This window comes from Acidimangrovimonas sediminis, from assembly GCF_002871005.1.
Taxonomy (GTDB): domain Bacteria; phylum Pseudomonadota; class Alphaproteobacteria; order Rhodobacterales; family Rhodobacteraceae; genus Acidimangrovimonas; species Acidimangrovimonas sediminis.
In genome coordinates this window covers 90,474-115,227 of sequence record NZ_PHSN01000010.1, presented here as the reverse complement: position 1 = coordinate 115,227, position 24,754 = coordinate 90,474, and the positions used below count along the sequence as shown (strand labels likewise).

The window sequence follows — 24,754 nt, the reverse complement described above, 5'->3', positions numbered from 1 at the left end:
GCGGGCGCGCTGGAGGGGGCCACCCCGATCTTTGCGGCCTCTTGCCGGAAAGAGGCGGGCAAGGCTCGGTCCGGGGTGCGTCCTGATACCTTTTCGGGCATTATCCGGAGTGCATCCTTGACCTATATGGTATTGCCGGGGGAGAACGCAGGGATGGATTTCAAACGGCTGAGATATTTCCTCGCGGTCGCGGAGGAGCTGCACTTCGGCCGTGCCGCGACGCGGCTCGACATGGCGCAGCCGCCGCTGTCGCGACAGATCGCGGCGCTGGAAAGCGAGCTTGGCGTGCAGCTCTTCGACCGCTCGCGCAGCCAGATCCGGCTGACCCAGGCGGGCGAGGTGCTGCAAACCCATGCCCGCCAGTTGCTCGACCGGCTCGACGCCGCCTACCGCGAGACGCGGCTGGTCGGGTCGGGGTCGGGCGGCAGCCTGCGGATCGCCTTCGTCGGGTCGGCTTCGCACGGGGTGCTGCCGGCGCTGATCAAGTCCTACCGCTCGTTCTATCCGGGGGTGGAGTTGCAGCTTGCGGCGATGAACAACGCCGATCTGCAGCGCGCCCTGATCAGCCGCGAGATCGACATCGCCGTCGCCCGGCCGCATCTCGACGACGAGGAGTTCCGCGCGGAGCCGCTCTGCACCGAACCCCTCGTCCTCGCGCTGCCCGACAATTCCGATCTTGGCACGCGCCCCGAGATCCATTTCCGCGATCTGGCGGAAGAGACCTTCGTCCTTTACCCCCGCCAACCGCGGCCGAGCTATGCCGACGTCGTGCTGGATCTGTGCCTGCGCGAGGGCTTCAGGCCCAAGACCACGGACCTTGCGCAGGATTTCCAGTCGGCGATCAGCCTGGTGTCGGTGGGGGCGGGGATCTCTGTGGTGCCGGAATCGGTGTCGCGTACCCAGCGGCCTGGGGTGATCTACCGCAGCTTCAAGGGCCATAACCCGGGGACCGGGCTGACGGTGCATGCCCGGCTCGACAACCGGGCGCCGCAGGTCATGCACTTCCTCGAGGTGACGCGAAAGTTCGCGCGCAAGCGCTAGGTCCGGTCATGGGGCGGCGCCCGCGGCGTCAGCCCTCGGGGCGCGGATCGTCGCGGAAGGCCGTCGCCTGGACCGCGGAGCGGGCGGCGAATCCCTCGTGCCATTGCGCCAGCGCGGGGCGGCCGTCACGCCAGCCCTCGGCATCGAAGCGGAAATCGAGATAGCAGAGCGCGACCCCGATTGTTAGATGTCCGATGTCGAAAGGCCGTTCCCGCAGTCGCGCGGCATGGGATTCCAGCCAGTCGCAGACTTTCGCGGTCTTGCTGCGGTAGACTGCCAGCATCTGCGCCGACCGCTGCGCCTCGGGGCGCATTTTCAACTCCACCAACCAGGGCAGGGCGATGTCGAGAAGGCCGGTGCCGAGCGCTTCGTCGCGCTCCGCCTCCAGCCGCGCCGCGGGATCGGAGGGAAAGAGGCGAGGGCCCTCCGCCCCCTCCAGATCCGCCCATTGGCAGATCACGTGGCTGTCGAACAGCACCCGCCCGTCGTCCAGTTCCAGCGTCGGGATCTTGGACAGCGGGTTCACCTCCATCAGCCCGGCATGGGGGATCATCGGGTCGGCATGGGTGCGCAGGGTCTTCACCGTGCCCGCCAGCCCCTTTTCATGCAGCGCGACCATTGCCTTGCGGACATAGGGCGATCGCGGGGACCAGTGCAGCAGCGCCATGATCAGCCCTTCCGCGCGGCACGGGCCAGCGCCTCCTCGTCGACCGTGATGCCCAGGCCCGGGCCCTGCGGCAGGTGCACGGCGTAGTCCGCGAACCGGATCTCGCCCCGTGTCAGATCTGTCTTGAGGATCTTCGGCCCGAAATGTTCGCATCCCCATTCAAGGCGTGGCAGCGTCGAGAAGGCGGCAAGATGGGCGGCGGCGCCGATGCCGCTTTCGATCAGGCAGCCGCCGTAAAGCTCCATCCCGCAGGCCTCAGCGATGGCGGCGGCGCGGCGGATCTCCTGCAACCCGCCGCTTTTCACCAGCTTCAGCGAATAGACCGATCCGGCGGCGGCCACGCCGTTCGCCATGATCTCGGGTCCGGTAAAGGCCGCCTCGTCCACCATGATCGGGATCTGCGACCGGCGGGCCACCCGCGCGGTGGCCTCGATCAGCCCGGGGCGCAGGGGTTGTTCGATCAGCGCGACCCCCATCTCGGCCAGACGGGGCAGGTAGCGGATCGCCGTCGCCTCGCTCCAGCCTTGGTTGACGTCGACGACGATCTCGGTCGCCTGCGGCCCGATGGCATTGACGATCTTCGCCAGCCGCGCCATGTCGTCGGCCGGGGCGTGAAAGCCCAGCTTGATCTTGAACCGGCGGTGTTCGCGGGCGGCGAGCTTGGCGCGCGCCTCCTCGATCTCCTGCTCGGCATCGCCCGAGGCCAGCGCCCAGAGCACCTCGATCCGGTCGCGCACGGCCCCGCCGAGAAGCGTGGCGACCGGCAGGCCGAGGGATTGGCCGGCCGCATCGTGCAGCGCCGCATCCACCGCGGCGCGGGCGGCGGTGTTGCGGGTCGCGGCCTTTGCCATCGTCAGGGCGTTCAGTTCGAAGTCGAGCGCGTTCGCCCCCTCGAGCGCCGGGGCAAGGTATGTGTCGATATTGGCCTTGATCGCCTCGACGCTTTCCTCGGCCCAGCGGGGGCCGCCCAGGGTTGAGGCCTCGCCCCAGCCGGTGGAGCCGTCGGCCAGGATCACGCGGACGAGGACGTAGGACTGAAAGCTGATCTCGGTGTTCGAAAGCTTGTGGCGCCGGGTCGTCGGGCAATCGACGATGGTCGTCTCGATCGCGGCGACGCGGCAGGCCGTGCGCGGGCCGCTCGGGGCTGGTTCGGCGAATTGCGCCACGGGTGGGGTCATGTCTTCGGTCCTTGGCAGGGTCTTCTCGGGGGAAAGATCCGGCGCCGGGGCGGGGGCCGCCGGCGCCGGAGCGGGAAAGCGGCCGTTACTCCGCCGCCATCGCCTGGGCCTGGTCGGCCAGCGTGAAGTCGAACGTCAGCGTGAGGTCGGTATCGGCACCCTCGGGGGCCGTGTGGAAGTGGCCGATCAGGTCCTCCTTCACCGCAAAGACCGAGTCGTCGTCGAGATGCGCGCTGTCGGCGTCGTAGATCTGCGAGATCAGCGGGCGGTAGCCCTTGCGCGTCACCATCATGTGGATGTGGCCCGGCCGCATGCAGTGATGGCCCATGTAGCGGATCAGCTCTCCCGCCGTCTCGTCGTCCGGGATCGGGTAGGGAACGGGGCGGATCGCGCGGAAGGCGTAGTGGCCGTTCTCGTCGCTCTCGAACCGGCCGCGCAGGTTGTATTCCGGCTGGTCGGGGTCGTGGTTCTCGTACAGGCCGTTGGGCGCATCTTCCCACACGTCGATGATCGCGCCGGCGACCGGGTTGCCCTTGTTGTCGCGGATATGCCCCTCGACATAGACGGTTTCCTGCCCTTCGAACACCTTCTGCACGGTCGAGGCGCCCTTGGGCATCACCGGCGCATTCTCGCGGAAGAACGGGCCCAGCACGGTCGAGACGGTCTCGGTCCCCGAGATCGGGTTCGACAGCATGTCGACCAGAACTTCCACGCCCAGGATGTCGGCCAGCAGGATGTATTCCTGGCGCTTGTCCGAGCACAGGGCGCCCGCCCGGCCCAGGTAGTCGCAGGCGTAGAGAAACTCGTCATGCGTCAGGTTCACGTCCTTGCAGAACCCGTGCAGGTGACGGATCAGGCTTTCCATGATCTCGCGCTGGCGCGGGCCGATCTTGTCGTGCTTGCCCAGCGACGCGATCACGGTGTCGGTCACGTTGTCCACGGTAACGTTGCGCATCTGTCTTCCTCCTCAGCGGCGGGCGTCCTTCCTCCGGGCCGCCCCTAGATTTGCCGCGCAAGATTGGCACCGGCGCGGCGCCGGTGCCAGATGGGGGCGCGGTATCCTGTAATACCGGAAAGGTTGTAAGCTGACCGAAATCCATACCTTGACTGCATCGGGACGTCCGGGGGTTGCCTGCTTCGAGGGCGTCAATGTCGGGGTGCGCATTGGGAACCCGGGCAGGGCCCCGCCCGGCAGGGGGCCGGTGGTCGGGGCGCATCAGAGGGGTTCCGAGGGGCGGGCGTATAAATCCAAGTGAAAAACTTGGGAACAGCAGGCCGTCGCCGGGGTTGTGCACAGGTGCGTTGGATTGTTACCCAGTCAGCGCTTTGCACATACCCCATTTTCGAGGAGGAAACTCATGGATGTCACGAGTCCCAACTCAGCCGTCGCCGCTGCGGATGTCTACCCGACCCGCCTGGCCGACGAGGAACGGGTCGGCGAGCGACGTGATCCCGTTCTCTACAGCGCCTGGTCCGAGGATGCCCCGATCAGCCGCGACGAAGCCTGCCACTACGAGGAGAAGGGCTACCTTGTGCGCAACGGCCTGTTCTCGGACGACGAGATCCGCTCACTGATCGAAACCTCGGCCACGTTGCGCGCCAACGGCCACGAGATCCGCCCCGAGGACCGGGTGACCGAGCCCGGGTCCGACGCGATCCGCACTGTCTTCCGTCTCGACGAGAACAGCGAGACATTCGCCCGGCTCGCGGCGGATTCCCGATTGGTCGATACGGCGAAATTCCTTTTAGGAGATGATGTTTACCTTCATCAGAGCCGACTGAACTACAAGCCCGGCTTCACCGGCAAGGAATTCTACTGGCATTCCGATTTCGAGACCTGGCACGCCGAGGACGGGATGCCCAGGATGCGCGCGGTGTCGGCCTCGATCCTGCTGACCGACAACTCGGCGCTGAATGGGCCCCTGATGCTGATCCCGGGGTCGCACCGCCGCTTCGTGGCCTGCCTGGGAGAGACCCCGGAGGCCAACCACGAACGCAGCCTGAAGAAGCAGGAGATCGGCGTGCCGCAATCCGAGACGCTGGAACGCCTTGCCGCCGAGGCCGGGCTGGATGCCGCGACGGGGCCGGCGGGCACGGTGATCTTCTTCGAGTGCAACACGCTGCATGCCTCGAACGGCAACGTCACGCCGTTCCCGCGCTCGAACGCGTTCTTTGTGTACAACGCGGTGTCCAATCGCCCGGCGGCCCCCTACGCCGCGGCAAAGCCCCGCCCGGCGTTTCTGGCCAATCGCGGCGAGGCCCGTCCGATCGCCCCGATCCGCGGGCGCATCCGCGCGCTCTGATCCGGGCCGCATCACGGGGCCTTTCTCCGGTGTCCGGCCCGTTATTTTGCGGGCCGGACTGAACCGAAAGCCCCCCCGCCGCGTTGGTCTTGCGACAACCTGCAAGAAGGGGGAGTGCAGGGGCTTGAAAAGGGGACCGTGATGAAGGACGGATCGGACGCGAAGATCATGCGTGGCGTGGCCACCGAAGCCGGCAGGGACGCCGGCGATGCGGTCTCAGCATTGACCGCCATGGCCGACAAGCCCTGGCCACAGACCGTGCGGATCATCGCCAACCCCAAGTCGGGCCTGAACAGCCGCGAAGACGATGCCCTTGCCCCGGTGCTCGAGGTTTTCGGCGACCGGGCCGAGGTGATCCCGTTCAAACCGGGCCGCGCCGGTGGCATCGAGGCCGCGGTCGACAAGGCGCTGGCGCAGGGGGCCGACCTTGTCGTGTCGGCCGGCGGCGACGGAACCACCGTGGGCGTCGCCTCGGCGATGCTGGGCCGGGGGGTCGCGATGGCCGCGCTGCCGATGGGCACGTTCAACTACTTCACCCGTGGTCTCGGCCTGTCCGAGGATCCGGCCGAGGCCGCGCGCCAGATCCTGGAGGGGCGGCCGAAGCCGATAAGGGTTGCCGCTGTCAACGGCCAGCCCTTTCTCAACAACGCAAGCCTCGGCCTCTATCCCGCGATCCTGCGCGAGCGTGAGGGCGTCTACAAGCGGTTCGGCCGCAAACGCCTGCTGGCGCATTGGTCGGCGCTGAAGACGTTCTTCCGCTTCCGCAGCCCTCTGACCGTGACCTTCAGGGTCGACGGCCGCACAGAGACGCGCAAGACCGCGATGATCTTCGTCGGGCGGTCGGCCTACCAGCTGGAAAGCTTCGGCCTCGAGGGCAGCGACGTGATCCGCCGCGACGGGTTCGCCGTTTTCGTGTCGCGCGCGGGTAGCCGCGGCGCGCTGCTGTGGCTGGCGGTGAAGCTGGCGGTGCGGGCGATGCGCCGTGGCGAGGATTACGAGCTGATCGAAGCGCCGGAACTGACGATCGAGACGCGCGCGCGCCGCACCCTGATCGCCTTCGACGGCGAGAAGCGGATGGAGGAAAGCCCGTTTCACTTCTCCATGTCCGAGGATGAGCTGCACGTGGTCGTGCCGCCCCATCGCGACACGCCGCATGATGGACTTGAGCCGGGTGTGGGCAGCGCGTCATGAGCCGAATCCTCCACCTGTCAGACCTGCATTTCGGTCGCGCGGCGTCGGAGCTCGAGGAGCCGCTCCTTGAGTCGATCGCCCAGTTGCAGCCGGACGTGGTGGCGATCTCGGGCGATTTCACCCAGCGCGCCCGGCGCAGCCAGTTCCGCCATGCCGCCGAGTTCCTCGAACGGATCCAGCAAAGCTGCGAGGCGCGCATCCTCTGCGTTCCGGGCAATCACGATGTGCCGCTCGACAATCTGTGGATGCGCTTGCTGCGGCCCTGGGCACGCTACCGGGCCTCGATCGCGCGCGAGCTGGAGCCGCTCTATTACGACAACGACGTGGCGGTCGTGGGCGTGAACACGGTCAACCGCTTCGCCTGGCAGCGCGGCAAGGTCTCGTCCCGGGCGCTCGACCGGGTGTGTTCGGCGCTTTACGGGATCGAGCGGCGGACACGGATCGTGGTGGTCCACCATCCGCTGGAACATGGCCCGGAGACGGACAAGCAACTGGCCCGCGGTGCCGACGAGGCGCTGGAACGGTTGCAGGAAAGCGGCGCCGACATCGTGCTCTCGGGGCATCTACACTATGCCGAATTCGCCCCCTTCCGCACGGCGCCGGGTCTGTTGTTCGTGCAGGCGGGCACCAGCCTCTCGACCCGTCTGCGCGGCGAGGTCAACAGTTTCAACCTGCTCGACACGGGGCCCGGCCAGGTTCGCCTGACCACCTACGTGGCCGAGCATTCCAGGCGGTTCCGTCCCGGCCGCTACGGCGTCTTCCGCCGCGGCGAACACGGTTGGGAGCGGGACGAGCCATCCGGGGAGGGGGGGCGCGCGATCGGAGAGGACGGGCAACCGAAGCTTGCATCTGCCGCAGAGTAGCCCCTCAGAATGAGCCCTTCAGGATGACTGAGCGGCAGCGGCGCGGGGGCGTCGTCTTTGGGCTGCGAACGCGTCTGCGGCGCACGGCCCCTCCCGAGATGTGCACAAATTTTCGCCAGCGGGTCGCGTTTTGACCAGCAGGCGGCGCGCAAGGCCCTGACCCGGGCCCGAACCTTTGCGATACGGGGAGGGAAGAGACCCGGCAAAGGAGGCGCGCGATGAGCCTGATCGACACCACCATCGACCATCTTGGCCGCATGATCGCCTATCCGACGGTCTCGGCCGACAGCAATCTGCAGATGATCGCCTGGCTGGCCGAGCGGCTGGAAGATGCGGGCGCGCGCTGCGAGGTGTTCCTCGACAGCACGGGGACCAAGGGCAACCTGTTCGCCACCATCGGCCCGGAAGACGCCGACGGCGGCATCCTGCTGTCGGGCCACACCGACGTGGTGCCGGTGGCCGATCAGATCTGGTCCTCGGACCCGTTCGCGATGGAGGAACGGATCGGCCGGTTCTACGGCCGCGGCACCTGCGACATGAAGGGGTTCATCGCCGCCTGCACCGCGGTGGCGCCGCTCTATGCCGGGCAGAGCGGACGCCGACCGATCCATTTCGCCTTTACCCACGACGAGGAGGTCGGATGCCTGGGCGGGGCCGCGCTTGCCGGCGTGCTGCGCGATCGGGAGATCCGGCCGGCGCTGGCGATCATCGGCGAACCCACCGAGATGCGGATCGTTGAGGGGCACAAGGGCTGTTGCGAGTACACCACGCGCTTCACCGGGCTGGAGGGGCATGGGTCCAATCCGGACCGGGGCGTGAACGCGGCCGAATACGCGGTGCGCTATGTCGCGCGCTTGCTGGAGCTGCGCGAGCGGCTGAAGGACCGCGCGCCCGAGGGCAGCCTGTTCGATCCGCCCTGGACCACGATCAACACTGGCGTCATCCATGGCGGTCACGCGCACAATGTCATCCCCGGCTATGCCGAGGTGGCCTGGGAAATGCGCCCGGTCCGCTGGGAGGATGCCGATTTCGTCAATGCGGATCTTGCCACCTACTGCTCGGAGGTGCTGCTGCCGGCGATGCGGCGCGTGAACCCAGGCGCGGCGATCGAGACCGAGGTGATCGGTGAGGTGGCCGGGCTGGTGCCGATGGACGAGAACGCGGCGCGCGACCTCGTGGCGGAGCTGACCGGCTTCAACGGCGCCGAGACGGTGCCCTTCGGCACCGAGGCGGGGCTGTTTCAGGCCTTGGGCATGTCGGTGGTGGTCTGCGGTCCGGGCGCCATCGCGCAGGCGCACAAGCCCGACGAATACGTCGAACTGGGCCAGCTTGCGCAATGTGTCGACATGCTGGAGCGGCTGGCGCCCAAGCTGGCGTGAGGGGGCGGTTTGCCCGGTCGTGCCCCGTGGCATCGCGGTGACGGCCCCGGCATGTGGTCCTGACATGCGGCCCGGCGACGCGGCAGGAGCCGTCGTGTGCTATCGGCTGCCCTGCAAGGTTTTGCAATCGAAGGGAAAAGTCTGGTCCCCGGGGGCGGGTGCCCTGCGGCGGCGCCGGGCGGTGCGGGGAACCGGATGTCGCACGACGTGTTGTTCCCTAGGGAATCGGCGGTCTGGAGACGGGGCCCAAAACGGAGAAGGACTCCAAGATTAAACATTTGTGAGATTACTGACAGGGCCTTGCAAGCCTTGGTTCCCATCTGCAAGACCGAGGTGTAGACTTCCGTCGCAGAAGGGTTGGGACGGCAGGCGGGAGGACCTGCTTGCCGAACCGTGTAACCGAATGCCGCCGAATTGTGCAGGACCGGACCGCCCCGCGCGATCTATGGCCCGAACGTCACAAACTCGTGTGGTTGTCGTGGCAGAAGCGACACGGGTTCTGATATCCTTCCAGATATGGGAGGGGGCAGGGCGGTGGCAACAAGATAGGGGTAGGCGGATGAAGGATACCAGGGCGGCCTTTGAGGCGATGCTCGGCGGGGCGGAGGCTCCGCGTCCGGTTCCGACAGGGCCAAGGCGGCACTACCGCGCATTGTTCATCTCCGACGTGCACATGGGCGCCCGGGGCTGCCGGGTCGAGATGCTGGTCGACTTCCTGACCCATGTGAGTGCCGACACGATCTACCTCGTCGGCGATATCTTCGACAGCTGGGTGCCGATCGGCAAGCACTGGACCCCCGCGCATGACATGGCCGTGCGGCTGCTGCTTGACCTGGCCGAGGCCGGTGCGCGGATCGTCTATCTGCCCGGCAATCACGACGCCTTCATGCGCCGCCACCTGGGCGTCTACTTCAGCCAGATCGAAGTGGTGGACGAGACCCGCCACACCGCCATCGACGGGCGCGAGTATCTGGTGCTGCATGGCGACCAATGCGACATCTTCCAGAAGAAGCGGGCGCGCTGGATCTCGCTTCTGGGGGCGCATGTCGACAGCGGGCTGCGCGGCCTGTCCTCGGGCGTGAACCGCGTGCGCCGGATCCTCGGCATGGACGAGTTCATCGTGATCGAGCGCGCGCTGCTGCGGTTCAACTCTCTTATCCGCTATGGCAACCGGTTCGAGAAGCGGCTGGCCAAGCGGGCGCGGCAGGGCGGTTATGACGGGGTCATCTGTGGCCATTTCCACAAGCCCGCGCTGCATGACGATTTCGGCGTGACCTATGCCAATTGCGGCGACTGGATCGACAGCTTCACCGCGGTGACGGAAAACCGCGACGGCGGGCTCGACCTTCTGCACTGGGCCGGAACCGAGGCGACCGAACCGGCGGGCACCCTGCTGCCCGAAACCGAGGACGCCCCGGGCTGGGTGGCCTGAGGGAACCGGACATGGCCGATCTGGCGCTCATCCTCGCTCTCTTCGCGCTTGTGGCGCTGGCGCTGCACCTGGCCACGGTGGGTCTGGTCGCCTGGCGGCTGCGCGGGGGGCAGAGGGCTGACCGGCCGGGGCAGCCGCCGGTGTCGCTGCTGCGTCCGCTCTGCGGTCAGGATTACCAACTCGATCAGACGCTGACGTCGAGCTTCACGCAGGATTACGCGGGCTACGAGGTGATCTTCTGCGTCGAGCGCGAGGACGACCCGGCCGTCGCGGTCGCGCGCGCGGCGATCGAGGCCCATCCCGAGGTGCCGGCCCGGCTACTGATCGGCCAGGATGCGGTGAGCGGGAACCCCAAGCTCAACAACCTCGTCAAGGGCTGGAACGCGGCGCGCCACGACTGGATCGTGATGTCCGATTGCAACGTGCTGCTGCCGCCGGATTTCCTGCGCGCCTGCGTGGCGCGGTTCGACGAACGCACGGGGCTGGTGTCCTCGCCCGCCATCGGGATCCGCCCCAATGGCCTTTGGGGGGCACTGGAATGCGGCTTTCTCAACACTTACCAGGCGCGCTGGCAGCTGGCGGCGGATTGCGTGGGCCTTGGCTATGCCCAGGGCAAGACGCTGTTCTGGCGCCGGGGCGTGGCCGAGGCGGGCGGTGGCCTGCCGGCGTTGGGGCGCGAGATGGCCGAGGATATCGCCTCGACCAAGCTGGTGCGTGCGCAGGGGCTGAAGGTCCGGCTGGCACGCATGCCGTTCCCGCAGCCGATCGGGCGCCGGCGCCTTTCGGCGGTCTGGGGGCGGCAGCTGCGCTGGGCCAAGGTGCGGCGCATGGGCGTGCCTTTGGTCTTCGCCTCGGAGATCCTGACCGGCGCGGTGCCGCCGCTGCTGGCACTGGCCGTGCTTGCGCTGATCGGCGCGGCGGGCTGGGCCTGGCTGCCGCTGCTCGCGCTGGTCTGGTTCGGGGCCGAATGGGCGCTGGCGCGGGGTGCGGGCTGGCCCTCGGGGCCGCGCGACGTCTTGGCCTGGATCCTGCGCGACCTGATGATGCCCGCGCTCTGGGTCGCGGCCTGGCTCGGGCGCGGCTTCACCTGGCGCGGCAACCAGATGGACAAGGCCGAGGCGCAGGGACTGCGCCCGGCGGAATGACCTGATGTTCACGCTCGACGGTATCCTGCATCTTGCGCAGACCCACGGCCTGTGGCTGCTGTTCCCTATCTCGGTGCTCGAGGGGCCGATCGTGTCGGTGCTGGGCGGCTACATGGCCAAGATGGGCCTCCTGAACCCCTATGCCGTGTTCGTCGTGGTCGTTCTGGCCGACCTCGTGGGCGACATGATCTTCTACGAGCTCGGGCGTAACGGCACCCGCTGGCTGTCGCCCAAGTGGCAGCACCGGATGCATCTCGACGACAAGCGGATCGAGAAGCTGAAGGATCATTTCCGCGAGAAGGGCGGGCGCACGCTGGTGATCGGCAAGATCACCCATTCGGCGGGGATGGTGGTGCTGGCCGCCGCCGGGGCCGCGCATATGAACGTGCTGAAGTTCCTGTTCTGGAACCTGGTCTCGACGCTGCCGAAATCCGCGGCTTTCGTGGTGCTGGGCTATTCGCTGGGCTATGCCTACAAGTCGATCGACCATTACCTGTTCCTCGGCTCGCTGGTGCTGCTGGTCCTGATCGGTGGCGCGGTGGGCTGGTGGATCCTGCGGCGGAGGCGCCTGACATGACCCCGATCTCGTGCATCATCCCGGTCCATAACGAGGCGCCGCGCGTGGCCGCCGTGCTGGCCGCGGTGGCGGGGCACCCCGACCTGTCCGAGGTGATCGTCGTCGACGACGGATCGACCGATGGCACGCCCGAGGTCGTCGAGGCCGCGATCGCGGGGGCCGCCAATACCCGGCTGATCCGGCTGTCGCCCAACCGCGGCAAGACCGGGGCGCTGTCGGTGGGGATCGCCGAGGCGGGCGCGCCCCTCCTGATGCTGATCGACGGCGACCTGCAGGGGCTGACGCCGGCCCATGTCGCGGCCCTTGCGGCGCCGGTGCGCGATGGCCGGGCCGAGATGTCGATCAGCCTGCGCGACAATGCCCCGAAGCTCTGGCACTGGATCGGGATCGACTACATCTCGGGTGAGCGTGTGCTGCCCCGCGCGGTGCTGGAGGAAGGGATCGCGGCGCTGGACCGGCTGCCGAAATTCGGGTTCGAGGTGCATCTGAACAGCCTTGCGCTGGGGCAGGGCGCGCGGATCGCGGTGGTGCGCTGGCAGGGGGTTCGAAGCCCTCTCAAGGGCGCCAAGATGGGCCGCTGGCGCGGGATCCGCGCCGATGCGCGGATGATGGGCGACATCTTCCGCACCGTTCCGCCACAGCGCCTTCTGGGCCAGATCGCCCGCATGCGCGCCCGTCGTGTGGCCTGAGAGCAGGGCCGTGGCGACACAAGGCAGGGGCGCGCGCATTCCTGTTAGGATCTCCCCGTCGCACCCCTCAGGCAGGGTTGGCGATGCGCGGCCCTGGCGCCAGCAAGATGACAGCCGCGCCGTGCGATCCGTTGCAGTTGCGCCCGGCGGCGGGAATTGATGCGTCATGGGAAACGATAGCCTCGGGGAAACGGTATGTTTCCCCGTAGGCGTCATTGGGTAACCCTCTTTATTTGCGGCATTTTTGTGGCGCGAACGGGGCCGAAAACGGAATGCGGCATGGGGGCGACCTCTCGCTGCGGTCGCGAAATCTTGACTGGAAGGGCGCCGCGTCTACCCTGAGCGCCAGGGTGATTGACGGGTTCGGGTTTCGACAAGCAGAGCGGTAGGGTGGTCGCGGGTGAGCTGAAGGCGCCAGGTGCGCAATCCACCTTCCTGGTCGCGGTGGCGGCCTTTGCCTTCGTCAACCTGGCCGGGCTGCTGCTGGCCTTCACCGCGCCGATGCTGCTGGCGCTGCGCACAGGTCTTGCCGACGCCGGAAAGGCGCTTTTGCATCTGCCGAGCCTCGTCAACCTTGGTGCGGCCTTGCTGGATCTTTTCGGTTACACCGCGCTGACGCTGCTGCAGCCTTTCGTGATGATCCTCGTCTTCCTGCTGGTGGAGATCCGGCTTGCCGGCCCGCCGAAAAGCTGGGGCACCACCGCGCGCAGCCTGTTCTACCGGGCGGTCGAGACGGTCCTGAACACGGTGATCGCGCTGCTGCTGGCGAAGCTCTTCGCGCGCCTGCTGCCCGGATCCCTGATGACGTTCACGGCGGCGGAAAGCCCGAATGTCCTCGTTGCGACCGCCTCGGCCACGCTGATGATCCTGGTCGCGCTGCTGTTGCAGGATTTCGGGGTCTACTGGGCGCACCGGTTGCAGCACCGGGCGAAGGCGCTGTGGCGGTTCCACTCCGTGCACCACAGCATCGAGCATCTCGATGCCGCGAACAACTACCTGCACCCGCTGGATCATGCGCTGCCGCTGGTCTTCGTCGGCCTGATCGGCGCAATCATCGGCCTGAGCTACGAGGATTTCCTGATCGTCAGCGCCATCCGTGTGATGCACGATCACTTCATCCACAGCCGGGCGCCGATTCACCTGGGGCGGTTCAGGGCGTTCTTTGTCGACAACCGCTATCACCATTTCCACCACAGCCGGCATTTCGAACATTACAACAAGAACTTCTCCGCCTACTTCACGTTGTGGGACCGGGTGTTCGGGACCTGCTACATCCCGGCGGACGACGAGATGGTCGAGACGGGGATCGTCGGTACCCGGCCCGCCCCGACGCTGTGGAAGTACCTCACCGCCGATCTGGAAGGCACGGGCGAGGACCTGGTGCCCCCACCGCCGCGCGGCCAGCCCTGACCACCGGCGCACTTTTCGACAGGTTTGGAACGCCTCGGGCCTGAGCGTGGTCCGATGGGGGCATCTTCGGCACTGGGGGCCGGGTGATCCCGATCGCGCGCCGTCCCCGGGGGGATGCGGCGCGTCTTTCCCGTGCTAGATAGAGATCCGATGCAAGGTCGCGGGCCCGGCCACCGGGGATGCGACGGTTCGAGGAGACCGGAATGCTGGAGAAACTTGGGCTTGCCCTGCCCATCGTGCAGGCGCCGATGGCCGGGGTCGCGACACCTGCGCTGGCCGCCGCGGTAAGCGATGCGGGCGGGCTTGGGTCCATCGGGATGGGCGCGACCGACGCCCGCGGCGCGCGGGCCATGATCGAGGAGTTGCGCACCCGCACCGCGCGGCCCTTCAACGTCAATCTCTTCGTGCATGAGGCGCCGAGGCCGGACCTGGCGCGGGACCGGGCCTGGCTCGACGCCCTGGCACCGCTTTTCACCGAGTTCGGCGCCACGCCGCCCGCAAGCCTGCGCAAGATCTACAAGAGCTTTGCCGACGATCCCGAGATGCTTGCCCTGATGCTGGAGGTGAAACCGGCGGTCGTCAGCCTGCATTTCGGCCTGCCGCCCGCCGCGACGATCCGGGCGCTCAAATCGGCGGGCATCCTGCTGGTCGCGACGGCGACCAGCCCCGAGGAGGCGCAGAGGATCGAGGATGCCGGCCTCGACGCCATCGTGGCCCAGGGCTACGAGGCCGGGGGGCACCGCGGCATCTTCGACCCGGCGGGGGCCGACGACAGGCTGGGGACGGTCGCGTTGACGCGGCTGCTGGTGCGCAAGTCGCGCCTGCCGGTGATCGCGGCGGGCGGGATCATGGACGGCGCGGGCATTGGTGCGGTTCTCGACCTCGGCGCGGCCGCGGCGCAGCTGGGAACCGCCTTCATCTCCTGCCCGGAATCCGCGGCGGATGCGGCCTACCGGGCGGCGCTTCTCGGCGCGGAGGGGCGGCATACCCGGATGACTTCGGCGATCTCGGGGCGCCCGGCGCGGGTGGTGGCCAATCGCTTCGCCGCCGCGGCCGAAGTGTTGGACGCGTGCCCGCCGGATTACCCGATCGCCTACGATGCGGGAAAGGCGCTTCACGCGGCTGCCAGCGCGGGCGGCGAATACGGCTACGGCGCGCAATGGGCCGGGCAGGGCGCGCCGCTGTCCCGCCCGATGCCGGCGGCCGAGCTTGTCGCGACCCTGGCGCGGGAACTGGCCGAGACGCGGGGCCTCGGGGCTGGGCGGCTCCCCCCGAGCTGAGCTCTCCGGGGGCCGGGGGGCGTTCGGCCCCCCGACTACGCCCCAGAAGCCACACCTTCGCCCGGAATTCCCGCGCGGCTTTCGCTTGTTCGGGATGATCGCCTAAGCTGAGGCCACGTCGGGGGCCGGAGAAAGGGCGTCGCATGGGCCTGCATTCGTCGAACAGCACTTGCGGGGTCTCCTGCCGGAGAAGCGCGCGGCCCTCGCTTTTGCCCGCTCTGCCGCCGGGCCTGTCCCGGATGGGCCCGAGGCGGAAACGAGCGATACCCCGGTCGCGCTGCCTGAGCAACGCCTCCGCGGGATGGTGGATGGGCCCGGCCCCGGCCTTGTCGCGCGCGAGGGGAGCCAGGGCATGACGGAGCAGACCGGGATTTCCTCCACACCCCGCCAGGAGAACACGGTGACGCCCCCCGCGGGGATGCCCCCCGCCGCGTCCGGCCCGCGGGGCACCGGGGCCGGGCCGCGGCTGGCCCGGGAATGGTTCCTGGTAGTGACCCTCGCGACGGTGGGGATGTTCGTCTTCGCGGGGCCCGCGCTCTTTGCCCTCCAGAAGCATCCGCTGGGTCTTGCCTTCGTGCTGATCTGGCTCTTCGCTGTCGTCATGGGCACCGCGATGGGCGTGGTCCGGCATGCCGAGGCGCTGGCCGAAAGGCTTGGCGAACCCTTCGGCACGCTGATCCTGACGCTCTCGATCACCGGGATCGAGGTGCTGAGCATCACGGCCGTCATGATGCACGGCGAGAACAACCCCGACCTCGTGCGCGACACGCTGTTCTCGGTGGTGATGATCGTTCTGGGCGGGATGATCGGCGCATCGCTTCTTTTCGGCGGGCTGCGCCACAGGGAACAGAGCTTCAATCTTCAGGGTGCCAACGCCTACCTGGGGGTGATCGTGCCCCTTGCCGTCTTCACGCTTGTCCTGCCGGACGTGACCTTCGCGACGGAGGGGCCAACGCTCTCGACCCTGCAGAAGGTGATGGTCGGGCTGATGGCCGCCGCCCTGTTCCTGATCTTCCTCGGTATCCAGACCGGGCGCCACCGCGCGTTTTTCACCGCCCCCGAGGGCGAGCCGGAGGAGGCGCACGAAGAGGAAGAGGCCCGGCCGCCGTTGCTGCCCCACCTGCTGCTCCTGCTGGTCTACATGGTTCCCGTGGTCTACCTGGTGGAGCAGCTGGCCCATCCCGTCGATTACGTGATCGAGGGGTTGCACGCGCCGCAGGCCCTGGGCGGGGTGCTGATGGCGATCCTCGTCGCCACGCCCGAGGCGATCGGCGGGGTCAAGGCGGCGATCGCCAACCGCCTTCAGCGGTCGGTCAACATCTTCCTCGGGTCGGTCCTTGCGACGATCGGGCTGACGGTGCCGATCATGCTGGTGGTGTCGGGGGCGCTGGGGCTCGACCTCAACCTCGGCCTGCCGCCGACGCAGCTTGTGCTGCTGGTGACCATGCTGGCGGTGAGCATCATCACCTTCTCGAGCGGCAGGACCCACCTGCTGCAGGGCGCGGTTCACATCCTGATGTTCCTGGCCTTCGTTCTGCTGCTGTTTCAGTCCTGACGCTGCAAGATTTTCGGCGGGCCGCCCGGCAAGTGGCCGCGACATCACAGGGCGGCGGAACGGGGCGGGCGCCCAGCCTGCGACCGGCCTGCGCCCCTGCTGCGCTCAGCCGGTGATTGTGACGGGCCGGAGGCCGAGGATCTCCCGCGCCTCCCGCCATGTCGCGACCGGCCGGTCATAGCGCGCGCAGAGATCGGTGACCCGCCGCACCAGCGCCGCGTTGGAGGGGGCCAGCGTGTCGCGGTCGAGGCGCACGTTGTCCTCCAGCCCGGTGCGGGTGTGGCCGCCCGCCGCGATCGCCCATTCGTTGACGACGATCTGGCTTGCCCCGATTCCGGCGGCGCACCATTCGGCCTCGGGCGCGCGGGTGGCCATGGTCTCGACGTAGAAGTCGAACACCGCCTTGTCCGCGGGCATGGCGTTCTTCACCCCCATCACGAACTGCACGTAGAGCTTGCCGCAAAGGCCGCCGGCCCGGTGCCGCGCGATCGCCTGCAGGATATGCGACAGGTCGAAGGCCTCGACCTCGGGCATGACCCGGTTGGCCTGCATCTCGGCCGCCAGCCAGTCGACGAGGTCGGGCGGGTTCTCGTACACCCGGGTCGGGAAGTTGTTCGACCCCACGGAAAGCGAGGCCATGTCGGGCCCGAGCGACAGCATCGCGCCCCGCGCGTGCCCCGCGCCCGACCGCCCGCCGGTCGAGAATTGCACGATCATGCCGGGGCAGTGCTTTTCCAGCCCCTCCTTCAGCCGCGCGAATTTCTCCGGGTCGGACGAGGGGGTCTGGTCGTCGTTGCGGACGTGACAATGGGCGATGGTCGCGCCTGCCTCGAAGGCCTCCTGCGTGCTTTCCACCTGTTCGGCCACGGTGATCGGAACCGCCGGGTTGTTGGCCTTGGTGGGCAGGGATCCGGTGATGGCGACACAGATGATGCAGGGCTTGGTCATTGTGGGGTCTCCTCTGACCTGTGTGACGCGGCGCGCTTCGTGCGTCAACGCCGCGGCATTCCCTTGCCGCGCATCAGCCGCCGCTGGGCGGCGATGCGGAACGGCGCGTTCGGGGCGCCATAGCCCGCGTATCCGCCCCGGCGCTCGACGATCTCGACGAACATCCCGCCCGCGAAGGTTTGCGAGTAGAGTTGAAAGAACTCGCCGTCGCCGCTCCGGTCGTAGAGGATGTTCAGCCGCTGCATCTCGGCCAGTCGGTCCGGGGCGATGTCGAACCGCGCGGCAAGGTCGGCGTAGTAGTTCGGGGGGATCGGCAGCACGGCAAAGCCGCGCCCGGCCAGCGCCTCGGCACTGGCGAAGATGTCGGCGCTTTCCAAAGCCACGTGCTGCACCGGCGCGCCGAAGCTTTCCGATAGGAAGGCGCCGGCGACGGTGCGGTGGGTCTCGGCCCCGTTGAGGGTGACGCGCAGGCCCCCGCCCGCGGCCTCCAGCGCCTGGCTGCGCACAAGGCCGTCCGGGTCGGTCACGTCGACCATCGGCGCCTTCTCCATCTCGAAGAGCGCGGTGTAGAACAGTGTCCAGCTGAGCATCTCGTCATAGGTCATCGTCTGGGCGATGTGGTCGACCCGGGTCAGGCCCGCGGCAGGGTGCACCTCGGCCCCCTGGGCGGTGAATTCCCGGTCCCAGACCTTGGCCAGATCCTGCGAGCCGTCGAGGAAGTGCATCACGCTGCCGCCAAGCCCCCGGATCGCGGGAATGTCGAGCTGCCCGGGGCTGAGCGGCTGGGCGAAGGCGCCCGACCCCAGCGCGGTGGCGCGGGCGACCGTGTCGGGCGCCGAGGCGACGAGAAGGCCGATGTCGCAGATGCTGGTGCCGTGCACATTGTAGGCGGTGGCGGCGAAATCCCTGGTTTCCTCGTTGATCAGGATGCGGATCGTGCCCTGCTGCCAGAGGCCCAGATCCTTGCTCCGGTGCCGCCCCACGCGCGAAAAACCTAGGGTGCGCAGCAGTGCGCGCAGCGTCTCGGCCTCTTCCCCGCGCGAGGCGAACTCGAGGAACGCGGTGCCCTCGACCGTGCCGCGCGCGGGCATCGGCGCAAGATCGAGCACGAGGCCGGGTTCCTGCCTGCGCACGTCATCCATCAGGTTGATGAGCGCGCGATAGCCGTCCTGCGCGATGCTGCCGGGACGGCCCGCGCGGAACTGGTCGTTGAAGATTTCCAAGCTGATCGGCCCGGCATAGCCCGTGGCCGCGACCGCCCGCATGAAGGCTGTGACGTCGAGGTCGCCCTCGCCTGGCATGTTGCGGAAGTGGCGCGACCAGTAGAGCAGGTCCATCTCGATCGCCGGCGCATCGGCGAGCTGGACGAAGAAGATGCGGTCGCCGGGAATGCGGCGGATGGTTTCGGGGTCGATGCCCCGGCCCAGCGTGTGGAAACTGTCGAGGATCAGCCCGATCGCGGGGTGATCGGCGCGGCGCACGATTTCCCACGCGTCGCGGTGGTCGTTCACGTGCCGGCCCCAGGCCAGCGCCTCGTAGCCCACGCGCAGGCCCCGCGCTGCGGCGCGTTCGCCCAGCTCGGCGAAATCCGCGGCCGCGCGGTCGATGCCGCCAAGCGCCTGCGGATGGCAGGAGGAACAGAACAGCGCAAGGTCGCAGCCCAGCTCCTGCATCACGTCGAACTTGCGCTCGGCTCTCTCGAAGGCCTTGGCGCGCAGCGGCTCGGGCAGGCCCTCGAAATCGCGGAACGGCTGAAACAGGGTGATCTCCAGCCCGTGCTCGCGGATCATCCGGCCGATCTCGCGCGGGCTGCGGTCGTCGGCGAGGAAATCCTGTTCGAAGATCTCGATCCCGTCGAAGCCTGCGGCGGCGATCGCCTCGAGCTTTTCCTGCAGGTTCCCCGAGACCGAGACGGTGGCGATGGAGGTCTTCATGCAGCGTCCTCCTGTCCGATCAGCTGCGCGCGCAGCCGCGCTTCGTCGACGCCCTTGCCCGAGAACAGTTTCCACGCGTGCACGCCCTGGAAGAAGAACAGCTCCCACCCCGAGATCACGGCGAGGCCTGCCTGCTCAGCCCCAGTCAGGAACTGGGTGTCGGCCGGGGTGTAGACGGCGTCAAAGGCCCATTCGGCCCCCGCCATGGCCGCCGCGGTCAGCACCGCGCCCTCGTGGCCGTACATGCCGACGGGGGTGCAGTTGATCAACCCGGTCGCGCCTTCGGCGGCGCGCTCCGCCTCGATCCAGATGCTCACGGCAAGGTCCGGGTCGGCCCGGTTCAGCGCCTCGGCCAGCGCTTCGGCCCGGGCTGGGTCGCGGTCGACCAGCCGGATCTCGCGCGCGCCCAGCCCGAGAAGGCCAAACGCCACGGCGCGGCCCACGCCGCCGGTCCCGATCATCGCCACCACGCCCGGCGCCGCATGGCCCCGGATCGCGCGGTAAGAGGCCATGAAGCCGGTGTAGTCGGTGTTCAGGCCCACGGGCCCCTCGGGTTCGAAGAGCACCGTGTTCACCGACCCCATGGCACGCACCAGCGGGTCGTCGACGCGGACCATGCCGACCACCTTTTCCTTGTAGGGATAGGTGATGTTCAGCCCGCGGTAGCCGCCGGTCCGGGCGCCGTCGAAGACCTCTTCGAAACTGGCGCCCATGTCGTTGGGGATCAGGCTGTCGTAGCGCACCCTGATCCCGTTCTGCGCGCCGGAGAGCCGGTGCAGGCGGGGCGACTGCGACCGCGCGATGTTGTCGCCGATCAGCCCGAGCAGAAGCGACGGTGCGTCCGTCATTGTTCGACACTCCTTTTGCCCTGACCGAGGATACGAGCCTTGAGCCAGCGCCAGATGGGGGTTTGGGAAACGAAGATCAGCACCACGGCCAGGAACAACACCGTCGACAGCGGGCTGGTGAAGATGCCGCGGAAGAAGAGACCGAGGTCGCCGCGGTCCGAGATGATCGCCCGGCGCCAGTTGTCATCCAGCAGCCGCGACAGGATCACGCCCAGGATGACGGGGCCCAGCGGATAGCCGTAGTGCCGCATCAGGTAGCCGAATATGCCGAAGCCGAGCATCCAGTAGACATCGGTGATCGAGTTGTTCACGGCATAGGCGCCGACGATCGAAAGAAGCATGATCAGCGGGATCAGCACCGGCCGCGGCATCGCGACGATCTTGGTGAAGAGGCGGATCCCCGTCAGGCCGAAGATCAGCATGAAGAAGTTCGCCATCACCAGCGCGCCGACGATGAACCAGAACATGTTGGGCTGTTCCACCATCAGCATCGGACCCGGGTTCAGCCCGTGGATGTAGAGCGCGCCGATCATGATCGCGGTCACCGCGTCGCCGGGAATGCCCAGCGTCATCATCGGGATGAAGGCGCCGCCGACGGCCGCGTTGTTGGCGGTCTCGGGAGCCACCAGCCCCTCGATCGCGCCCTGGCCGAAGGGGCGGGTGGGTTTCTTGGTGACGCGCTTGGCGTGGTCATAGGCCATCAGCGCTGCGATGTCGCCGCCGGTGCCCGGTAGCGCGCCGATGATCACACCGATGGTCGAGGTCTGAAGCGACAGCGGCAGATGCTTGCGGATCGTCGACCAGGACGGCACGATGCGGCTGATCTTCTGCTTGATCGCCGGCTGGCCGACGTGGTGCAACTGCAGCAGCGCTTCGGACACGCCGAACATCCCGATCATCACCGCGATGAAGGAGATCCCGCTTTCCATCAGCGGCATGTTGAAGGTGAAACGCTCGGCGAAGGTCAGCGGGTCGCGCCCGACGGCGCCGATGGCTATCCCCAGCGCGCCGGCAAAGATCCCCTTGGTCAGGCTGCCCTGCGAGAGCGAACCGACCAGCAGGATGCCCAGCACCGCCAGCAGCATGTAGTCGCGCGGCTGGAACTTCAGCGCGAAGGCCGAGACCGAGGGCGCGGCCAGCGCCAGCACGAGGATGCCGATGAAACCGCCGAAGAACGACATAGTGGTGGTGACACCGATCGCTGTCCCGGCCTCGCCGCGCTGCGCCATGGGATAGCCGTCCATCGCCGTGGCGATCGCCGAGGGCGCGCCGGGGATGTTCAGAAGGATCGCGGTGCGCGACCCGCCGTAGACCCCGCCCATGTAGATCCCCACCATCAGCGCCAGCGCCGGGTAGACGTCCCACGAGAAGGTGAAGGAGATCAGGATCGACACCGCCATGGTGACCGACAGCCCGGGGATCGCCCCCACGTAGACCCCTGCGAAGGTGCCGAGACCCACGAGGAGAAGGAGTTGCGGGTGGGTGAAGATGGTGAAGAAGGCGAGAAGATGTTCCATCACGAGGCCCCTCCGGTGAAGAGGTTGCGGAAGGTCTGGATGATCTCGGCCTCGGGCACGACGCCCTCGGGCATCAGCACGGTGAACACGATGCGGAACACCAGCCAGATCAGCAGAAGGCTGAAGGCCGCGACCCCCAGCGTCACCGCCCAGCTGCGCCGCCACAGCACTTTGATCGCGGCGACTAGGAACAGTGCCGAGGTAAGGATGAAGCCCAGCGGCTCCAGCAGCACGCCGTAGCAGACCAGGAAGACGACGAAGAGCAGCACCGTGCCCGGCAGGATGTCCTTGACGAAGGTCTCTCCGGTCGCCTTCGGCAGTCGGATCGTGTGCACCAGCACGATCGCCGCGGCAACGACCATGACGAAGGTGGTCGCCATCGGGATCGCACCGGGCGAGGACAGCGAGGTGAAGCCCGCGATCCCGTAGGCGTTCCACAGGAGGCCGAGGCTGGCGAGCAGCATGATCACGGCGAAAGCGGTCTCGCCGGGTCGCTTCTGGTCCTCGTACCCGCCGGGCGTCGCGTCGGACGTCCCGTCATGATGGTCTGTTTCAAGATGCTGCGACATGGGTTCCTCCCTCGGGCGTTCGCGCAGGCCCGGAATGAGCAGGTCCGGAATGAGATGGCGCCGCGCTTCGGTGCTGAAGGGCGGCGCCGGGTCGTTCTGGAGGACGGCCCCGTGGCCGTCCCGGCGCCGATCACTTGCCGGGCTTGGCGATCCCGAATTTCGCGGGCGAGGTCTTGGTCAGGCCCGCGTCCTGAAGAAGCCAGGTGGTGTTCGACTGCCACTTGGTGAGGAAGTCCTGCGCCGCCTTGCCCGAGATGTTCATCACGGTATAGCCGCGGCCATCCATCAGCTTGTTGAAATCTGCCGTCTCGGCGCCGGCCTTGTAGGCGGCCGAAAGCTTGGCCACCACGTCGCTCGGCGTGCCCTTCTTGACGAAGACGCCGAAGAACGGGCCCCACGGCAGGTACTTGGCATAGGCCTCGTTGAACGAGGTGATGGTGGGCACCTTCGGCAGCAGGTGGTTGGGCTGCTTCTCGAAGATCGCGAGCGGCTTCATCTTGCCGGCCTTGATGCTTTCGATCGCGGCGCCCAGAACCGCCGGCATCACGTCGATCGCGCCGCCCTGCAGCGCGGTCAGCGCCGGGCCATCGCCGTCATAGGGCACCGAGATCACGTTCAGCTTGCCTTCGACGTTGTTCATCATAGCGGTCACGACCGAGGGCAGGCCGCCCGGCCCGGTCGCGCCGATGCGAAGCTCGCCCGGATGCGCCTTGATATACGCGATCATGCCCTTGTAATCGTCGAAGGGCAGGCCGGGGCGGGCGACCAGAATTGCGGTGCCGCGGGCCAGGATGTCGATCGGGGTGAAGTCGCTGTAATCCTTGCGACCCAGGCCCATCACCTTGTATAGCAGCGGGTTTTCCGCGCCCATCAGCAGGGTGTAGCCGTCGGCCGGCTTGCCCGTGACAAAGTTCAGCGCGATCGCGCCCACGCCGCCGGTCATGTTCTGCATCACGACGGTGCCGCCGAGCGTCTTCTCGGCGTGCGGGGTGACCGAGCGCATCACGGTGTCGGTCGAGCCGCCTGCGCCCCACTGGATCACGCCCTGAATTTCCTTCGAGGGGTAGTCCTTCGCCGAGACCGCGACGGTGCTCAGCGCAAGCGCCGCAACGGCGCTGACCAGAATGCTTTTCATGTCGTCCTCCCAAATCCGTTCCGGGCAGACCCTCCTGTCCGCCCGTCGGGTATGAAAGGTGCAGCAAAACGAACGTAACTCCAAATATCAAATGTGATCATCAATTAACTTTACGTTAATTTCAGGCTTCCCGCTCCCCCGAAGCCGGGCTCCCGGGGCGCGTCCAGTGTTTGTGCGCCTCGGCCAGCTCCCTGCGGAACTGGCGGATGCCGAATTCGGCGAAGTTCGACAGGCTGCGGCCCTTCTTCGACACGACGTAGATGGTGATCGGCGCCTCCTCGGCCAGCGGCACCCGGACGAGGCCGGGCATGTAGACCTCGGCCACCGAGAATTCGTCGATCAGCGCAACGCCGAGGCCGTGGCGGACCAGACTGACGACGGTCTGGGCGAAGCGCCCGCGCATCGACTGGCGCAGCGGCAGCCCGGCGTCGCGGAACGGCCGGGCGACGATGCTGCCATAGGGGTCTGACGGGTCGACGCCGATCAGCGGCTCCCCCGCCAGGTCGTGCACCGACACGGTGTCGCGCCCCGCCAGCCGGTGCCCCTCGGGCAGGATCGCGACGATCTTGCCATGGGCCAGGGCCTCGTTCTCGATCCCTGGGTTGCGGATCGGCGAGCTCATGATGACAAACTCGCCACGTTCCAGGAGCAGGTAGTCGGTTGTCTCCTCGATCTTCAGAATGTTGAGGTCGATGAAGAGGTCGGGATAGCGGGTCCGCATCGCGCGGATCGCCCGGGCCGCGATGAACTGCGCAACCGAGGGCGCGGAGGCGAAGGCAAGCCGCACGTCCTCTCCCTTCTGGAGCGAGTCAAGCGCGAGCTGTAGGTTCTCCACCCCCTTGTAGACCTCGCGAATCTGGTCGAAGACCGGCCCGGCCTCGACCGAGGGCACGAACAGACCGGCGCGGCGCTCGAACAGCCGGATGCCCAGCGATTCCTCGGTATGTTTGACCAGCCGGCTGATCCCCGGGGCCGACACACCCAGATGCTCCGCCGCGCCGCTGATCGTGCCGCGCAGCATCACGGCGCGGATCACCTCCACCTGCCGGAGCGTGATTTCCTTCATGCGGTGCCTCCCCCGAATTTTGATTAA

General features: G+C 67.7%; 22 protein-coding genes. 12 read left to right on the top strand and 10 right to left on the bottom strand.

Annotated features, from left to right (window positions below; all coding sequences use genetic code 11):
• Positions 1-153 precede the first annotated feature (153 nt).
• Positions 154-1,041: a LysR family transcriptional regulator gene (locus CVV76_RS10585; protein WP_102224613.1), complete on the top strand. Its 888-nt coding sequence runs from the start codon at positions 154-156 to the stop codon at positions 1,039-1,041.
• A 28-nt stretch (positions 1,042-1,069) separates the two neighbouring features.
• On the opposite strand, the gene CVV76_RS10580 is transcribed toward CVV76_RS10585, so the two are convergent.
• The 3 genes from CVV76_RS10580 to CVV76_RS10570 all read right to left on the bottom strand — a co-directional run bounded on the left by CVV76_RS10580 (position 1,070) and on the right by CVV76_RS10570 (position 3,841).
• On the bottom strand, positions 1,070-1,708 hold the full coding sequence (locus CVV76_RS10580) for a glutathione S-transferase N-terminal domain-containing protein (protein ID WP_102224612.1): 639 nt from the start codon (positions 1,706-1,708) through the stop codon (positions 1,070-1,072).
• A gap of 2 nt (positions 1,709-1,710) precedes the next feature.
• On the bottom strand, positions 1,711-2,886 hold the full coding sequence (locus tag CVV76_RS10575; protein WP_102224611.1) for a muconate/chloromuconate family cycloisomerase: 1,176 nt from the start codon (positions 2,884-2,886) through the stop codon (positions 1,711-1,713).
• A gap of 85 nt (positions 2,887-2,971) precedes the next feature.
• A complete protein-coding gene (locus CVV76_RS10570) occupies positions 2,972-3,841 on the bottom strand; it encodes a dioxygenase family protein (RefSeq protein WP_102224610.1) in 870 nt (289 codons plus the stop codon).
• A gap of 403 nt (positions 3,842-4,244) precedes the next feature.
• On the opposite strand from CVV76_RS10570, the gene thpD reads away from it, so the two are divergent.
• From thpD to CVV76_RS10515, 11 genes are all read left to right on the top strand, one after another.
• On the top strand, positions 4,245-5,189 hold the full coding sequence (thpD, locus tag CVV76_RS10565; RefSeq protein ID WP_102224609.1) for an ectoine hydroxylase: 945 nt from the start codon (positions 4,245-4,247) through the stop codon (positions 5,187-5,189).
• 141 nt (positions 5,190-5,330) lie between these two features.
• A complete protein-coding gene (locus CVV76_RS10560; RefSeq protein ID WP_233192804.1) occupies positions 5,331-6,380 on the top strand; it encodes a diacylglycerol/lipid kinase family protein in 1,050 nt (349 codons plus the stop codon).
• The gene (locus CVV76_RS10555; protein WP_102224608.1) at positions 6,377-7,243 is read left to right on the top strand and encodes a metallophosphoesterase family protein; all 867 of its coding nucleotides are present in this window, start codon (positions 6,377-6,379) and stop codon (positions 7,241-7,243) included. The genes CVV76_RS10560 and CVV76_RS10555 overlap by 4 nt, the downstream gene beginning before the upstream one ends.
• A 218-nt stretch (positions 7,244-7,461) precedes the next feature.
• The gene (argE, locus tag CVV76_RS10550; RefSeq protein WP_102224607.1) at positions 7,462-8,622 is read left to right on the top strand and encodes an acetylornithine deacetylase; all 1,161 of its coding nucleotides are present in this window, start codon (positions 7,462-7,464) and stop codon (positions 8,620-8,622) included.
• A gap of 559 nt (positions 8,623-9,181) precedes the next feature.
• The gene (locus CVV76_RS10545) at positions 9,182-10,054 is read left to right on the top strand and encodes a UDP-2,3-diacylglucosamine diphosphatase (protein WP_233192803.1); all 873 of its coding nucleotides are present in this window, start codon (positions 9,182-9,184) and stop codon (positions 10,052-10,054) included.
• 11 nt (positions 10,055-10,065) lie between these two features.
• Complete coding sequence (locus tag CVV76_RS10540) at positions 10,066-11,199, top strand: ceramide glucosyltransferase (protein WP_102224606.1); 1,134 nt, start codon at positions 10,066-10,068, stop codon at positions 11,197-11,199.
• 4 nt (positions 11,200-11,203) lie between these two features.
• The gene (locus CVV76_RS10535) at positions 11,204-11,776 is read left to right on the top strand and encodes a DedA family protein (protein WP_102224605.1); all 573 of its coding nucleotides are present in this window, start codon (positions 11,204-11,206) and stop codon (positions 11,774-11,776) included.
• Positions 11,773-12,465, top strand: a complete 693-nt coding sequence (locus tag CVV76_RS10530) for a glycosyltransferase family 2 protein (RefSeq protein WP_102224604.1) — start codon at positions 11,773-11,775, stop codon at positions 12,463-12,465. The genes CVV76_RS10535 and CVV76_RS10530 overlap by 4 nt, the downstream gene beginning before the upstream one ends.
• A gap of 354 nt (positions 12,466-12,819) precedes the next feature.
• Positions 12,820-13,875 carry a sterol desaturase family protein gene (locus CVV76_RS10525; protein WP_146010283.1) on the top strand — a complete coding sequence of 352 codons (1,056 nt, stop codon included), beginning with the start codon at positions 12,820-12,822 and terminating at the stop codon, positions 13,873-13,875.
• Positions 13,876-14,078: 203 nt separating this feature from the next.
• Positions 14,079-15,155, top strand: a complete 1,077-nt coding sequence (locus CVV76_RS10520; protein ID WP_102224602.1) for an NAD(P)H-dependent flavin oxidoreductase — start codon at positions 14,079-14,081, stop codon at positions 15,153-15,155.
• Between the two features lie 352 nt (positions 15,156-15,507).
• Entirely contained in the window at positions 15,508-16,710 is a 1,203-nt protein-coding gene (locus CVV76_RS10515; RefSeq protein ID WP_233192802.1) for a calcium:proton antiporter, read from the top strand.
• A gap of 105 nt (positions 16,711-16,815) precedes the next feature.
• On the opposite strand, the gene CVV76_RS10510 is transcribed toward CVV76_RS10515, so the two are convergent.
• From CVV76_RS10510 to CVV76_RS10480, 7 genes are all read right to left on the bottom strand, one after another.
• Positions 16,816-17,658: a BKACE family enzyme gene (locus tag CVV76_RS10510; protein WP_102224601.1), complete on the bottom strand. Its 843-nt coding sequence runs from the start codon at positions 17,656-17,658 to the stop codon at positions 16,816-16,818.
• Positions 17,659-17,702: 44 nt separating this feature from the next.
• Positions 17,703-19,592 carry a bifunctional sugar phosphate isomerase/epimerase/4-hydroxyphenylpyruvate dioxygenase family protein gene (locus tag CVV76_RS10505; RefSeq protein WP_102224600.1) on the bottom strand — a complete coding sequence of 630 codons (1,890 nt, stop codon included), beginning with the start codon at positions 19,590-19,592 and terminating at the stop codon, positions 17,703-17,705.
• Positions 19,589-20,440, bottom strand: a complete 852-nt coding sequence (locus tag CVV76_RS10500; RefSeq protein WP_102224599.1) for a shikimate dehydrogenase family protein — start codon at positions 20,438-20,440, stop codon at positions 19,589-19,591. Before CVV76_RS10500 ends, CVV76_RS10505 begins: the two co-directional genes overlap by 4 nt.
• A complete protein-coding gene (locus CVV76_RS10495; RefSeq protein ID WP_102224598.1) occupies positions 20,437-21,957 on the bottom strand; it encodes a tripartite tricarboxylate transporter permease in 1,521 nt (506 codons plus the stop codon). Before CVV76_RS10495 ends, CVV76_RS10500 begins: the two co-directional genes overlap by 4 nt.
• On the bottom strand, positions 21,957-22,526 hold the full coding sequence (locus tag CVV76_RS10490) for a tripartite tricarboxylate transporter TctB family protein (protein ID WP_102224597.1): 570 nt from the start codon (positions 22,524-22,526) through the stop codon (positions 21,957-21,959). Before CVV76_RS10490 ends, CVV76_RS10495 begins: the two co-directional genes overlap by 1 nt.
• 130 nt (positions 22,527-22,656) lie before the next feature.
• On the bottom strand, positions 22,657-23,661 hold the full coding sequence (locus CVV76_RS10485) for a Bug family tripartite tricarboxylate transporter substrate binding protein (RefSeq protein WP_102224596.1): 1,005 nt from the start codon (positions 23,659-23,661) through the stop codon (positions 22,657-22,659).
• Positions 23,662-23,782: 121 nt separating this feature from the next.
• A complete protein-coding gene (locus tag CVV76_RS10480; RefSeq protein WP_102224595.1) occupies positions 23,783-24,727 on the bottom strand; it encodes a LysR family transcriptional regulator in 945 nt (314 codons plus the stop codon).
• Between the last annotated feature and the right edge of the window lie 27 nt (positions 24,728-24,754).